Below are 13,857 nucleotides of genomic sequence, written 5' to 3'. Positions count from 1 at the left end.
GATTTGCTCGATAAAGGGGTAAAGCTCATTACGACGGTTCGCAAAAATATGAAGGCAAAAGCGATGTCATTATGGGATAGAGCGATGCTTTCAAAGCGTTTTATAATCGAAACAATTAATGACCAACTCAAGAATATATCCTTCATTGAACATTCGAGACATCGGAGTATGAACGGGTTTATGTTGAATTTAGTGGCTGGATTGGTGGCTTATTGCTTTAAAGAAAATAAGCCACACCTTAATTTAACTGACGTAGAGCTTAACGCATTAGTTATCGCTTAAGCAGAACTCAGGTTAATTAATAAACCACTCTTGATGAAAAGATATCGCTGATAAAAGTTTTAAATGAATCCACATAAGCTTATAAAGTAGGAACTTTAGGAAGAAATATTCTGTTGGGAGGACTTAATAAATTTTAGACAAGAAAAAGCCGAGCATTGCTCGGCTTTTAGGTTTCTTTAAGACTTACTCTGCAGACTGTGCGTCTTCTTGAACTGCTTCGCTAGTCGCTGGGCGACCAACTAGTTCAATATAAGCCATTGGTGCATTATCACCAGTACGGAAGCCACACTTAAGAATACGAGTGTAACCACCTGGACGATCCGCGTTACGAGGACCGATTTCACTGAATAATTTACCAACAACTTCTTTATCACGCGTGCGAGCAAACGCTAAACGGCGATTTGCTACACTGTCAGTCTTAGCCAGTGTGATTAAAGGTTCAATTACACGACGTAACTCTTTCGCTTTAGGCAAAGTAGTTTTGATGATTTCATGTTTCACCAAAGAACCTGCCATATTGCTAAACATCGCTTTACGATGGCTACTGTTACGGTTTAATTGACGACCACTCTTACGATGGCGCATGACCCTATCCTTCTAACTAAACTAATATAGTGATTTAGATTATTCAGCTAAACTTGCAGGTGGCCAATTTTCTAGGCGCATGCCCAGAGAAAGACCACGTGAAGCTAGCACGTCTTTAATTTCAGTTAGAGACTTCTTACCTAGATTAGGCGTTTTAAGAAGCTCAACTTCAGTGCGCTGAACTAAATCACCGATATATTGAATTTGCTCGGCTTTCAAGCAGTTTGCTGAGCGTACTGTTAGCTCAAGATCATCAACTGGACGAAGTAGAATAGGATCGAATTCTGGCTTCTCTTCTTTCTCTTCTGGCTCAGTCACATCACGTAAATCTACGAATGCATCTAATTGCTCAGCTAAGATAGTAGACGCACGGCGGATCGCTTCTTCTGGATCTAAAGTGCCGTTTGTTTCCATATCAATGATTAACTTGTCTAAATCTGTACGTTGCTCAACACGGGCTGATTCAACCGAGTACGCAATACGTTCAACTGGACTAAATGATGCATCAAGCAACAATCTACCAATTGGACGCTCATCGTCATCAGAGGATAAACGACTAGATGCCGGCACATAACCACGACCACGTTCAACACGAATTCGCATGCTGATCTCGCTGTTATTTGTTGTTAAATTACAAATAACGTGATCTGGATTAGCAATTGTTACATCGCCATCGTGCTGAATATCAGACGCAGTAACAGGACCTACACCAGATTTAGTCAGGGTCAGAAAAACTTCATCTTTGCCTTCTAACGTTACTGCTAAACCTTTTAGGTTTAATAGTATTTCAATGATGTCTTCTTGTACGCCTTCTTTCGCGCTGTACTCATGCAATACACCGTCGATTTCAACTTCAGTTACTGCACATCCAGGCATAGATGAAAGCAATATACGGCGTAAGGCATTACCCAGAGTATGACCGAAGCCACGCTCTAATGGTTCTAAAACTATTTTAGAACGCGTTGGGTTGATAGCGTCGATGTCGACTAACCTTGGTTTTAGAAATTCTGTTACAGAACCCTGCATTTTATCCTCTCTTAACTCTTAACTTTACTTAGAGTAAAGTTCGACGATTAGTTGTTCATTGATGTCCGCAGACAAATCTGAACGCTCAGGTAGACGCTTAAAGCTGCCTTCCAGTTTCTTACCGTCAACTTCAACCCAAGTCGGCTTTTCACGTTGCTCAGCCAACTCTAGAGCAGCGATGATACGTGCTTGTGTTTTAGACTTCTCACGGATTACAACAGTATCTTCTGGAGTAATTACGTATGAAGGAATATTCACAACACGACCATTAACTAAAATCGCTTTATGGCTTACTAACTGACGTGCTTCAGCACGTGTGCTAGCAAAACCCATGCGATATACAACATTGTCTAAACGTTGCTCTAATAGCTGTAACAAGTTTTCACCTGTATTGCCTTTAAGGCGAGCAGCTTCTTTGTAATAGTTACGGAATTGCTTTTCTAATACACCGTAGATACGACGTACTTTTTGCTTTTCACGTAATTGTAAACCGTAATCAGATAAGCGACCTTTACGAGCGCCGTGCTGACCAGGTGCAGTCTCAAGTTTACACTTAGAGTCGATAGCTCTTACGCCGCTCTTAAGGAACAGGTCAGTACCTTCACGACGACTCAGCTTGAGCTTAGGGCCCAAATATCTTGCCATGTTATTTCTCCTAACCTATTGTTAAACGCGACGTTTCTTCGGTGGACGACAACCATTATGTGGTATTGGCGTCACGTCAGTAATGTTGGTAATACGGTAACCAGCAGCATTCAAAGCACGTACAGCAGATTCACGACCTGGACCTGGACCTTTGATGAAAACTTCTAGATTTTTTAAACCGTATTCTTGAGCAGCAGTACCTGCACGCTCTGCAGCAACCTGAGCAGCAAATGGTGTAGATTTACGTGAACCACGGAAACCTGAACCACCGGCAGTAGCCCATGATAGTGCATTACCTTGACGGTCGGTAATCGTTACAATAGTGTTGTTGAAAGACGCATGAACATGAGCCATACCATCAGCAACTTGTTTTTTAACCTTTTTACGACGAATTGGTGTCTTAGCCATAATACTATCCCCTTATCGCTTAATAGGCTTACGAGGACCCTTACGGGTGCGCGCGTTAGTCTTAGTTCTTTGACCACGTAGTGGTAAAGAGCGACGGTGACGTAGGCCACGATAACAACCAAGATCCATAAGGCGCTTGATATTTAAAGTAACTTCACGACGAAGATCACCTTCAACAGTGTACTTGCCAACTGCATCACGCAGTACGTCAAGAATTTCGTCTGAAAGTTCACCGATTTTTGTGGTCTCGGCGATACCAGTCGCTTCTAAGATAGCCTTAGAGCGAGTCTTACCTATGCCATAAATAGCTGTTAAACCAATAACTGCATGTTTATGATCAGGGACGTTAATGCCAGCAATACGGGCCACTAACACATCTCCTATATTCGAATTTGGTAATCATAAGTTTGAAAAGCCCGTAAGGATACTCAAACGAAGACCAAATTACTACTAAAAACACAGGCCGAGAAAACTCAGCCTGCACGACTGTTTACTTAGCCTTGCCTTTGCTTATGCTTAGGCTCACTGCAAATTACGCGTACTACACCAGCACGTTTAATAACTTTACAGTTACGGCATATTTTCTTAACGGAAGCACGTACTTTCATTGCTCAACTCCGTAAACTGACCCTATCGACCGTAGCCTTTAAGGTTCGCTTTTTTCAGCACAGAATCATACTGATGAGACATCAGGTGAGTCTGTACTTGTGCCATAAAGTCCATGATTACAACAACGATAATCAAAATTGATGTACCGCCGAAATAGAATGGCGTTTGCCATGCCATAGTCATGAATTCGGGCACCAGACAGATAAAGGTTATATACAAAGCACCTGCCAATGTCAGGCGTGTCATCACTTTATCAATGTATTTAGATGTCTGCTCACCTGGACGAATACCTGGGATAAATGCGCCAGATTTCTTAAGGTTATCTGCTGTTTCACGTGGGTTAAACACCAACGCTGTGTAGAAAAAGCAGAAGAAGATTATAGCCGCAGCTAAAACAAGTGAGTACAACGGTTGACCTGGGGTCAACGTAGTAGCAACAGCTTGTAATACATCAGCGACCGGGCCTTCACCTTGGCCGAACCAGCTAGCAATTGTACCAGGGAACAGAATTATACTGCTAGCGAAGATTGGTGGAATAACACCCGCCATGTTTACTTTTAGTGGTAAATGCGTGCTTTGAGCAGCAAATACTTGACGACCTTGTTGGCGTTTAGCGTAGTTTACAACAATACGACGTTGTCCACGTTCAAAAAACACTACAAGATAAGTAACAGCGAATACAATTACCGCAACCATCAACAGTACAAAAACATTCAAATCACCTTGGCGCGCCATTTCGACTGTCGAACCAATAGCAGACGGCAAGTTAGCTACAATACCAACAAATATTAGAACTGAGATACCGTTACCGATACCGCGTTCTGTTATTTGTTCACCCAACCACATAAGGAACATAGTACCAGTTACTAAACTCACCACAGCGGTGAAATAGAAACCCATACCAGGGTTAACAACTAACCCCTCCATCATGCCCGGTAGGCTAGAAGCAATACCGATTGATTGAATAGTAGCTAGCACAAGCGTGCCATAGCGTGTGTACTGGCTAATTTTTTTACGCCCTTGCTCACCTTCTTTCTTAAGCTCTATAAACGGAGGATACATATGCGTTAATAGTTGCGTAATAATCGAAGCCGAGATGTACGGCATAATACCCAGTGCTAACACTGAAGCTCGCTCAAGTGCACCACCACTGAACATGTTGAACATTTCAACAATGGTGCCCTTTTGTTGCTCGAAGAAATCGGCAAGTACAGCGGCGTCAATCCCAGGGATCGGCACAAATGAACCTAGACGGTAAATTATGATAGCACCCAATACGAAGAGTAATCGGCGCTTCAATTCCGAAAGTCCACTTTGTGCACTTTGTGTATCTTGACCTGGTTTAGCCATTAGTACTTCCTTAGTCTTCTACCTTGCCTCCGGCAGCTTCAATAGCTTCGCGTGCACCTTTAGAGGCTTTAAGGCCTTTAACGGTAACAGCGCGTGAAACTTCGCCAGATTTAACAACTTTAACGAAAAGAACGTTCTTTTTAACTAGACCAGCTGCTTGTAACGCGCTTAGGTCTACCACATCGCCTTCTACTTTAGCGATTTCAAAAAGGTTTATTTCTGCAGATACTAAAGATTTGCGAGAAGTGAAACCAAATTTAGGTAGACGACGTTGCATAGGCATTTGACCGCCTTCAAAACCAACGCGTACTTTACCGCCAGAACGTGACTTTTGACCTTTGTGACCACGACCACCAGTCTTACCTAGACCAGAACCGATACCACGACCAACACGTTTTGGAGCAGTTTTTGAACCTGCAGCAGGTGAAAGTGTATTCAAATGCATGAAATTAACCCTCTACCTTAACCATGTAAGAAACCTTGTTTATCATACCACGTACACATGCTGTGTCTTCTAACTCAACAGTGTGGTTGATACGACGTAAACCAAGACCGCGTAATGTAGCTTTATGTTTCGGTAAACGACCGATAGAGCTTTTTACTTGTGTTACTTTTACAGTTTGATTTGCCATGGTTACCCCAGTATTTCGTCTACGCGAAGGCCACGTTTTGCAGCGATTGACTGTGGAGAATTCATATTCTCAAGAGCCGAAATCGTTGCACGTACTACGTTGATTGGGTTAGTAGAACCGTAACATTTAGAAAGTACGTTCTGAACACCAGTCACTTCTAGTACTGCACGCATAGCGCCACCTGCGATGATACCAGTACCTTCAGAGGCTGGTTTCATGAACACTAGTGAGCCAGCATGACGTCCCTTAACAGGATGCTGTAATGTATTGCCATTTAGGTCTACATTGATCATGTTGCGACGTGCTTTTTCCATTGCTTTTTGAATAGCAGCTGGAACTTCACGTGCTTTACCATAACCAAAACCTACTTTACCTGCGCCGTCACCAACTACAGTTAGTGCAGTAAAGCTAAAGATACGACCACCTTTAACTACTTTAGACACACGGTTTACCGCGATTAGCTTTTCAGCTAGATCAGGCTGTTGTTGCTTTGCTTCTACGTTAGCCATTGTCTACTCCTAGAATTGCAAACCGGCTTCACGCGCAGCATCAGCTAGCGCCTTCACACGGCCGTGATATTTAAAGCCACTGCGATCAAAAGCAATCTTTTCGATGCCTTTGTCAGCCGCACGTTCAGCAACCGCTTTGCCAACTGCTTGCGCAGCTTCAACGTTACCGGTGCCTTTAACTGTTTCGCTAATAGCCTTTTCAACAGTAGAAGCAGCAGCCAGTACATTACCCTCAGCATTTACAACTTGAGCGTAGATGTGACGTGGCGTGCGGTGGATAACAAGACGCGTTGTGCCTTGTTCAATATAATTTCTACGAGTGCGTTTAGCACGACGTAGACGAGCTGTTTTTTTATCCATCGTCTTACCTTACTTCTTCTTAGCCTCTTTACGGCGTACATTCTCATCTGAATAACGAACACCCTTACCTTTATAAGGCTCAGGTTTACGGTATGCACGAATGTTAGCAGCTGTTTGACCAACTAACTGCTTATCTACGCCCTTAACTAGAACTTCTGTTTGGCTTGGAGTTTCAATCGTAATTCCTTCAGGAACTGCGAAATTAACTGGGTGTGAGAAGCCAAGAGTTAAATCTAATGTTTTACCCTTAGCTGCAGCACGGTAACCCACGCCTACTAACTGAAGTTTCTTCTCGTAACCTACATGCGTACCAACAACCATGTTGTTGATTAGAGCACGAGCAGTACCTGCTTGAGCCCATGCATTAGCTACGCCATCACGAGGTAAAGTAGTAATAACGTTGTCGTTAACTTGTACTTCAACAGCGTTGTTGATAGTACGAGTAAGTTCACCGTTTTTGCCTTTAACTGTGATTTCCTGGCCTTTTAATGTAACTTCTACACCGGCAGGAACAGTAATTGGTGCCTTTGCTATGCGAGACATAGTTCCCCTCCGATTAAGCTACAAAACCAATGATTTCACCACCAACACCAGCACTACGTGCTGTGCGGTCTGTCATTAGGCCTTTAGAAGTTGATACGATAGCGATACCAAGACCACCCATTACCTTAGGTAATTGGTCACGTTTCTTATAGATACGTAAACCAGGGCGACTTACACGCTGGATATTTTCAATTACAGCTTTGCCTTCGAAGTACTTCAACTCGATAGAAAGCTCAGGTTTAACTTCACCGTCAACTGTGAAGTCTACGATATAACCTTCGTCTTTTAGTACTTTAGCTAATGCTACTTTCAGCTTTGAAGTTGGCATCGTTACAGATACTTTCTTCGCTGATTGACCGTTACGGATACGTGTAAACAAATCCGCGATAGGATCTTGCAAGCTCATAGTCTTACTCCCATGATTCTATTACCAGCTAGCCTTTTTAAGGCCAGGAATTTCACCGCGCATAGCTGCTTCGCGAACTTTAATACGGCTCATGCCGAATTTGCGAAGGTAACCATGTGGGCGGCCCGTAATGTTACAACGATTACGTTGACGTACAGGGCTAGAATCACGAGGTAAAGCTTGTAGCTTAAGAACCGCGTCCCAACGATCATCTTCAGATGAATTAACATCTGCGATGATAGCTTTTAGTGCTGTACGCTTTTCAGCGAATTGAGCAACTAGTTTTGTGCGCTTAGCTTCGCGCGCTTTCATAGAATTCTTTGCCATAACCCTACCCTTATTTCTTAAATGGGAAGTTAAACGCTTCTAACAACGCACGGCCTTCCTCATCAGATTTCGCAGAAGTAGTGATAGTAATATCCATACCGCGTACACGGTCTACTTTATCGTAATCGATTTCTGGGAAGATGATTTGTTCACGTACGCCCATGCTGTAGTTACCACGTCCATCAAAAGACTTAGCACTTACGCCACGGAAGTCACGAATACGTGGGATAGCGATTGATACCAAACGCTCAAAAAAGTCCCACATACGCTCGCCGCGTAGGGTTACTTTACAACCAATCGGGTAGCCTTCACGCACTTTAAAGCCAGCAACAGATTTGCGTGCTTTAGTGATTAAAGGTTTCTGACCAGAGATTGCTGCTAAATCCGCTACTGCGTGATCTAAAATCTTCTTGTCAGCTAGGGCTTCGCCCACGCCCATATTCAATGTGATCTTTTCGATCTGAGGGACTTGCATGACAGAGCTGAAGCCAAACTTCTCTTGAAGTTCAGTTACTACTTTGTCTTTGTATACTTCATGCAGTTTCGCCATCATTCTACTCCAACTATTAGATAGTTTTACCAGTAGATTTAAAGATACGTAATTTCTTACCATCTTCAATCTTGAAACCTACACGATCTGCTTTACTCGTTTCCGAGTTGAAGATCGCAACGTTTGATGCATCCATAGATGCTTCTTTCTCAACAATACCGCCAGCTTGGTTCAATTGTGGAACCGGCTTTTGGTGCTTCTTGATCAAGTTTATGCCTTCGACAAAGATTCGACCAGATTCAGTAACAACTGAAAGCACTTTTCCGCGCTTACCTTTGTCTTTACCTGCTAGTACGATTACTTCGTCATCACGACGTATTTTTGCTGCCATGATTGGCTCCTTACAGTACTTCTGGGGCTAGTGAAACGATTTTCATGAACTTATCATTACGAAGTTCGCGAGTCACAGGGCCGAAAATACGTGTACCAATTGGCTGTAAGTTATCATTTAAGATAACAGCAGCGTTGCTGTCAAAACGGATCAAAGAACCATCTGGACGGCGAACACCTTTTCTGGTACGCACAACTACCGCGTTTTTAACATCACCTTTCTTCACTTTACCGCGAGGAATAGCTTCTTTAACAGAAACTTTAATGATGTCGCCAATCGCTGCGTAGCGACGGTGTGAACCACCAAGGACTTTTATACACTGCACTTTGCGAGCGCCGCTGTTATCAGCAACTTCCAGCTGAGTTTGCATTTGGATCATGTTAATGACCTCCGGTGTAGTAATTACAACGTGTCTTAAATTTGTTTAAAATCAAGACATTTCGATTAAATCCCACTCAAAAACAAACGAGTTGTCTCTTAAGGGCGGGCAATTGTACCAGCATTGAAGGAGTAGCGATAGGTTATTTTTTAATTAATTTAGCGTGGGAGATAATTAAACTTGAGCAATTACGGCTATGTAACTACTTTACAGATGGTTACAAAACAAACAAGACACCTCTAAGGTGCCTTGTTTGTTTAACTCAAAGTAAATTAACCAAATAAACCTTTTAATTTATCTTTAATTTTTTCTTTCGCCTTCTTTTTAGCTTTTTCTTTTGCTTCATCGACTTTTTGTTTGGCTTCATCCTTAAGCACATTACTTACATCAAGCTTTATGCTTACATCGTGAAAAGGCCCTTTTATTCGAAGTGGTATTTTAAACCCAGTACTGTCGTCGGTAGTACCTTGTCCTTCGATTGAGCTAACAATACCGGTTACTAAGCGATAATTTACTGTTGTTTCAGGTAAATTAACATCACCTTCACCAGATATTCTAATTAACGGGCTAATTAGTGATAGATCAGTATTTCTCCCAACGCCGTTGGTAAAGTTAAAGCTACCCGATAATGCTGAGAAATCGGTTTGCTCTGATTCTTCAAATCCGCTATCAAGCCCTTCAGATGCAGCACCAAAGTTGCCTGAAATAAGCTCCTTACCTTTACGAACCATCTCAGCTATATTCGCACCTTTTACAGCTCCGTCAGCAAACTCAAATCCAAGCTTTCCGTTAAGCGCACCAATAAATGATTTTTGACTTTGACCTTTTGTATTTAGGTTCCAATTTAAAGACCCCTTACCCATCAGTTTGTCAAAACCTGTAGCATCCGTTAATAAAGGCTGTGCATCTATGTCTGCCAAGTCAAAATTAGTTGATATTTTATAAGGTACTTGTTGTGCGTTTACATTGATAACGCCTTTACCTGACCCCTCATAAGCAGAAAAGCTATCTAGACTTAGTTTTGCAATGCTATTTTTTAAAGCAACAGTAAATTGATTTGCGCCTAATTTAATATCGTTGGCTTTTAATCCACTTGAACGAATAACTACATTCGCATCTAGAGAATTTAATGCACTTAAATCGATTTTACTGTCATCCCATACTATTGGATCTGCAGGTTTATCATTTTGCTCTACTGGCTCTTCTTGTTTTGCTACTGCTTCAGGTAGGTACGGGTTTAAATCAAGCATACCTAAATCAATATCAGCATTTATAGCTAAACGTTTGCCTAGATTGAGCTCGCTCTTACCTTTTATTTCCAATGCGTCTAACGTCGCGACTAAATCTTCTAAATTAAATTTCTCACCTACTAAGTGCATTTTACCGTTTACACTAAATGCGTTAAAAGCATTGTCTTTAGCGTCTAACTCTACACCTTGCCATTTCGCAATACTTTTAACAGACTCACCGCTCAGTGCTAGCTGACCTTTAATATCTTGCCCTTGCTTAGCTATACTTCCTTTGAACGTTAAATCAACTAAACGAGAATCTAAGCTTTGTTCAATATTAAAAGTAGCACCTTCAATTGCTTTAGCGGGAGTATCTAGTTTTATATCAAGCTCAAAACGCTCCTGCATATAAGTAATACCCCCTTTTACTTCTAATGTTTTACGAAGTGAAGGAAGTAAAATAGCGAGTTCTAAATCGCTAATTTGTTGCTTAGCACCTGTTTGACCATCTAGATAAGTAAAGGTGCCGCCATAAATAGCAACCTCACCTAGCTCAATATCAAAGTTATCTGGAAGCTTTATCGCTTCATCTGATTGGCTTTGCTCTTTAGGTTGCTCTGCAACTGCATCAAACAACTGCCAATTAGCTTTACCATTTTTGTCGGTTTCTAATAGGATATTTGGTTCGTTTATAACAAACTTATCTAGTTTAAACTCACCACCAAATAATGAAAACCAAGGTATATGTACAGCAAGTTGTTTCATACTCGCCATGTCGGCGCGCGAACCTGATTCCATATTTGCAAAATGCACATCGTTAAGTTCTAACTTTAGGGCAGGAAACACACTGAGAGTTTTATCACCTTTAATAGTAAGAGTGCGCCCAGTAGTTTGTTCTACCTGTTCAGATACTTTATTAAAAATGGTATCGGTAGGAATTAAAAAAGGTGCTGCAACAATTAATGCAATACATAGCAATAGTATTACACCAATAATTTTAAGTAAGGTTTTCATGATCGTCCTTTAAAACGTGCAAATAATATTCTTATCATAGCGACTGTTAGCTTTAAAAGCATTGTGAAGTTAAAAAAACTCATTATTAGTAATTAAATCATTTCGAAATGAATATACACTGAAATATTTATCAGCTTTGGGAGTGACTCTAAAAACAAATTAGCTAACTTCAAAATATAAAACAATTAACATAGACCTGCAGACTTAATTATAGTCCTTCATAGAACAGTTTAAACTTGCGTTAATTTTTCACACATAAAATAGCGCAATACTTTAATATCTCAGCTGGAAGCCTATTTATATTAGATGGCAATGAATAATATACATCGATAATTCAATATTTATTACTTGAAAAACATCATGATTTAACTACTTCAATTAAGAGGGGGAAGGACAGTGCTGTTGTTATTGATGTAATTGCGCTAAAATAGACCAGCAAAAAATTATATATCTAATCCGGAGATTCTACAAGGCATGAAAAAACTGCTAATTTCACCGTCAAAAATGACACTAGGCGAACAAGAAAATAACATCTATCAGAACATTCTGAAGCAATCTTCAGAGTTAAGCCTTAACCTTATGGCCGTGAAAGTAGAAAACCACCCTGATGATTTTTTACCTTGGTGTTACGAACTATTAAGCGCAAGTAGAGATCGTATGAACTACGATTTACTAGAGCCACAACAGTTACCTGTACTTAAAAAGCTTCATGATCAGCTCATTTCAGCGATCAGCTTTTTACAAGTTAAAACGTTGCGTATTGCACCGTGGCCTGTAGTTAGTGTATTTGTTGAACAACACAAAGACGTTATTGCACTTGATGAACAACTTCGTTTAGTTAGCTATATTAAGAGTATTCGCGAACAATCACTTAAGGATATGATCCCTGAAGACTTACTTGCATTTAGCGGTAAGCATATGGCTTCACTTGATCCAAGTACTTATAACTTTGACGTTGAATGGTTTGCATCAACGAAAAGTGCAAAAAGTTTTCATCAGATGCTTGCCGATCTTCCGGGTGCTTTTGATGACGCACTTGCAAATATCCCACTTGAGGGTGACATCACTCAATATGAGTATCAACAATTTGTTGCTGCTTATTCAAAAGTATTCACTGATAATGGTGAAAAACCAACGCTTGCACCTGCAACTCGTTTGCTAGCAATGCGTCGCCCAGATTTATTTACTCCAATCACTAATAATCGATTAGATGCATTATGTGGTGCTCTTGGTGTTCCTAAACTTAAAAATAGTGATTTTGAGCGCTACTGGCAAGATATCGTTAAAGGTATTCAAGCTATGTCATGGTACAAAATGGCTAACGCAAGTAACGAATTAGAAGAACAACTGGTTGCTATTAAAGCACTAATACCATGTTTCTTTTACTACGCTGATGATAAAACACCAGATAGTTCTAATTACATAAAACTATTAAGCAAACCTAAGCGCAGCACAACTACGACTGGTAAGACTCAACGTAGAGGTAAAGAATCGGCTGAAATATTAGTAGACCGTGCACTTGCTGCTGATGATATCCCAGAGCATATTCGCAGTAAACGTGACTCTATAATAAATGAAGTACAAAAAGGTCGCGGCGTTAACGAAACAATTAGTCTAATGCGCACTATTTTTGGCTAAAAAACCTTTCCTAGCTGTACTTTAATAGTGCAGCTAGGTTAGTTTATGCACCAGCAGCGTGCGACAGAAAATCAAAAAACTTCCTTCCAAAAATATCATTTCATCATAAGCAATTGTTTTAATAACATTAGTTTTATTTAAAAATAATTAAAACGAGACTGGCACATACAGTGCTATTACCTTCCCAGTTAAATAATAAAAATGCATCCAGTTAAAAGGTCAAAGCAATACATAATAAAACCTTGGTATGCAAAAATCATATAGCGGGAATGAAACATGCTAAAACTACAAAAAACAATACTCTTCGGTGCACTGGCGTTTACAGGCATAACATCAACAACGACATTTGCAGAGGTAACTGCAAATGCAGCAGCAACCTCCAACTACTTATGGCGTGGTCAAGAGCAAACAGGAGGCGATGCTGCCATTTCTGGTGGAATTGATTACGCTAACGAGTCTGGCTTTTATGCCGGTACATGGGCATCAAATGCGTCTTGGGCTGATGAAATGACCTACGAGCTTGACTTATATGCAGGCTTTAGTGGTGCAATCAGTGAAAGCGTTAGCTATGATATTGGTTATATTTACTACGCCTACCCTGATGCAGCTTCTGAAGCTGACGCAGATTTCTCTGAAATTTACGGTAGCATCAGTGTAGAAGGTTTCACTTTTGGTGCTTCGGTATTAGCAACTTCAGCTGCTAGTGGTGATGGCTCCGACTTTGGTGATTCACTTTATTTAACGGCAGACTATGGATTCGCTATTGGTAGTAATGGAACTGAAATAGCGCTGCATTTGGGGCATTACTCAGGCGACTTTATTGGTGATGACAACATCATCGATTACGGCGTTTCAATCTCTAAGGATGGCTTCACTTTTGGCCTATCTGATAATGATATCGATGGCTCAGATTTAAAAGCTTACGTTGCCTACTCTGTAGACTTTAGCCTATAAAAAGAATGTGTTACTTGCTGCAACACAAAGGGCCTTATGGCCCTTTTCTCGTTTATAACGTTATTTAACCTGAACTCTGG

Annotated in this window: 21 protein-coding genes; 3 read left to right on the top strand and 18 right to left on the bottom strand. The window is 40.9% G+C overall.

Features of this window, described 5'->3' with window-relative positions; translation table 11 throughout:
* Positions 1 to 282 (top strand): transposase (locus tag CWB66_RS15290; protein ID WP_215811720.1); only part of this gene is annotated, 282 nt, incomplete at its 5' end.
* A gap of 183 nt (positions 283 to 465) precedes the next feature.
* Here CWB66_RS15290 and rplQ read toward each other — a convergent pair.
* From rplQ to CWB66_RS15200, 18 genes are all read right to left on the bottom strand, one after another.
* Entirely contained in the window at positions 466 to 867 is a 402-nt protein-coding gene (gene rplQ, locus CWB66_RS15285) for a 50S ribosomal protein L17 (protein WP_008168098.1), read from the bottom strand.
* 39 nt (positions 868 to 906) lie between these two features.
* Complete coding sequence (locus CWB66_RS15280; protein WP_008168100.1) at positions 907 to 1,893, bottom strand: DNA-directed RNA polymerase subunit alpha; 987 nt, start codon at positions 1,891 to 1,893, stop codon at positions 907 to 909.
* A gap of 24 nt (positions 1,894 to 1,917) precedes the next feature.
* Complete coding sequence (rpsD, locus tag CWB66_RS15275) at positions 1,918 to 2,538, bottom strand: 30S ribosomal protein S4 (RefSeq protein ID WP_002959461.1); 621 nt, start codon at positions 2,536 to 2,538, stop codon at positions 1,918 to 1,920.
* Positions 2,539 to 2,559: 21 nt separating this feature from the next.
* The gene (gene rpsK, locus CWB66_RS15270; RefSeq protein WP_002959471.1) at positions 2,560 to 2,946 is read right to left on the bottom strand and encodes a 30S ribosomal protein S11; all 387 of its coding nucleotides are present in this window, start codon (positions 2,944 to 2,946) and stop codon (positions 2,560 to 2,562) included.
* Positions 2,947 to 2,958: 12 nt separating this feature from the next.
* Entirely contained in the window at positions 2,959 to 3,315 is a 357-nt protein-coding gene (rpsM, locus tag CWB66_RS15265) for a 30S ribosomal protein S13 (RefSeq protein WP_002959473.1), read from the bottom strand.
* A gap of 125 nt (positions 3,316 to 3,440) precedes the next feature.
* Complete coding sequence (rpmJ, locus tag CWB66_RS15260; RefSeq protein WP_002959476.1) at positions 3,441 to 3,554, bottom strand: 50S ribosomal protein L36; 114 nt, start codon at positions 3,552 to 3,554, stop codon at positions 3,441 to 3,443.
* A 22-nt stretch (positions 3,555 to 3,576) separates the two neighbouring features.
* On the bottom strand, positions 3,577 to 4,905 hold the full coding sequence (gene secY, locus CWB66_RS15255) for a preprotein translocase subunit SecY (protein ID WP_138586020.1): 1,329 nt from the start codon (positions 4,903 to 4,905) through the stop codon (positions 3,577 to 3,579).
* Between the two features lie 10 nt (positions 4,906 to 4,915).
* Entirely contained in the window at positions 4,916 to 5,350 is a 435-nt protein-coding gene (gene rplO / locus CWB66_RS15250; protein WP_002959480.1) for a 50S ribosomal protein L15, read from the bottom strand.
* 4 nt (positions 5,351 to 5,354) lie between these two features.
* Positions 5,355 to 5,537, bottom strand: coding sequence for a 50S ribosomal protein L30 (gene rpmD / locus CWB66_RS15245; protein ID WP_002959482.1), 183 nt, complete (start codon positions 5,535 to 5,537; stop codon positions 5,355 to 5,357).
* A gap of 2 nt (positions 5,538 to 5,539) precedes the next feature.
* A complete protein-coding gene (rpsE, locus tag CWB66_RS15240; RefSeq protein WP_002959485.1) occupies positions 5,540 to 6,046 on the bottom strand; it encodes a 30S ribosomal protein S5 in 507 nt (168 codons plus the stop codon).
* 9 nt (positions 6,047 to 6,055) lie between these two features.
* A complete protein-coding gene (gene rplR / locus CWB66_RS15235; protein ID WP_002959486.1) occupies positions 6,056 to 6,406 on the bottom strand; it encodes a 50S ribosomal protein L18 in 351 nt (116 codons plus the stop codon).
* A 9-nt stretch (positions 6,407 to 6,415) separates the two neighbouring features.
* A complete protein-coding gene (rplF, locus tag CWB66_RS15230; protein ID WP_077536301.1) occupies positions 6,416 to 6,949 on the bottom strand; it encodes a 50S ribosomal protein L6 in 534 nt (177 codons plus the stop codon).
* A gap of 13 nt (positions 6,950 to 6,962) precedes the next feature.
* On the bottom strand, positions 6,963 to 7,355 hold the full coding sequence (gene rpsH, locus CWB66_RS15225; protein ID WP_077536303.1) for a 30S ribosomal protein S8: 393 nt from the start codon (positions 7,353 to 7,355) through the stop codon (positions 6,963 to 6,965).
* 21 nt (positions 7,356 to 7,376) lie between these two features.
* Positions 7,377 to 7,682: a 30S ribosomal protein S14 gene (gene rpsN / locus CWB66_RS15220; protein ID WP_077536305.1), complete on the bottom strand. Its 306-nt coding sequence runs from the start codon at positions 7,680 to 7,682 to the stop codon at positions 7,377 to 7,379.
* A gap of 10 nt (positions 7,683 to 7,692) precedes the next feature.
* A complete protein-coding gene (gene rplE / locus CWB66_RS15215; protein ID WP_077536307.1) occupies positions 7,693 to 8,232 on the bottom strand; it encodes a 50S ribosomal protein L5 in 540 nt (179 codons plus the stop codon).
* Between the two features lie 16 nt (positions 8,233 to 8,248).
* Entirely contained in the window at positions 8,249 to 8,563 is a 315-nt protein-coding gene (gene rplX, locus CWB66_RS15210) for a 50S ribosomal protein L24 (protein WP_002959496.1), read from the bottom strand.
* 10 nt (positions 8,564 to 8,573) lie between these two features.
* Positions 8,574 to 8,942, bottom strand: coding sequence for a 50S ribosomal protein L14 (rplN, locus tag CWB66_RS15205; protein WP_002959498.1), 369 nt, complete (start codon positions 8,940 to 8,942; stop codon positions 8,574 to 8,576).
* A gap of 272 nt (positions 8,943 to 9,214) precedes the next feature.
* Positions 9,215 to 11,185, bottom strand: a complete 1,971-nt coding sequence (locus CWB66_RS15200; protein WP_138586019.1) for an AsmA family protein — start codon at positions 11,183 to 11,185, stop codon at positions 9,215 to 9,217.
* 474 nt (positions 11,186 to 11,659) lie between these two features.
* Between CWB66_RS15200 and CWB66_RS15195 the strand changes: the two genes are divergently transcribed.
* Positions 11,660 to 12,823: a hypothetical protein gene (locus CWB66_RS15195; RefSeq protein WP_077536310.1), complete on the top strand. Its 1,164-nt coding sequence runs from the start codon at positions 11,660 to 11,662 to the stop codon at positions 12,821 to 12,823.
* Positions 12,824 to 13,099: 276 nt separating this feature from the next.
* Positions 13,100 to 13,777, top strand: a complete 678-nt coding sequence (locus CWB66_RS15190; RefSeq protein WP_138586018.1) for a TorF family putative porin — start codon at positions 13,100 to 13,102, stop codon at positions 13,775 to 13,777.
* The last annotated feature ends 80 nt before the right edge of the window (positions 13,778 to 13,857 follow it).

This window comes from Pseudoalteromonas sp. S558, assembly GCF_005886635.1.
Lineage (GTDB): Bacteria > Pseudomonadota > Gammaproteobacteria > Enterobacterales > Alteromonadaceae > Pseudoalteromonas > Pseudoalteromonas aliena.
The sequence above is the reverse complement of the archived record's forward strand: the minus strand, read 5'-3'. Positions and strand labels throughout refer to the sequence as shown.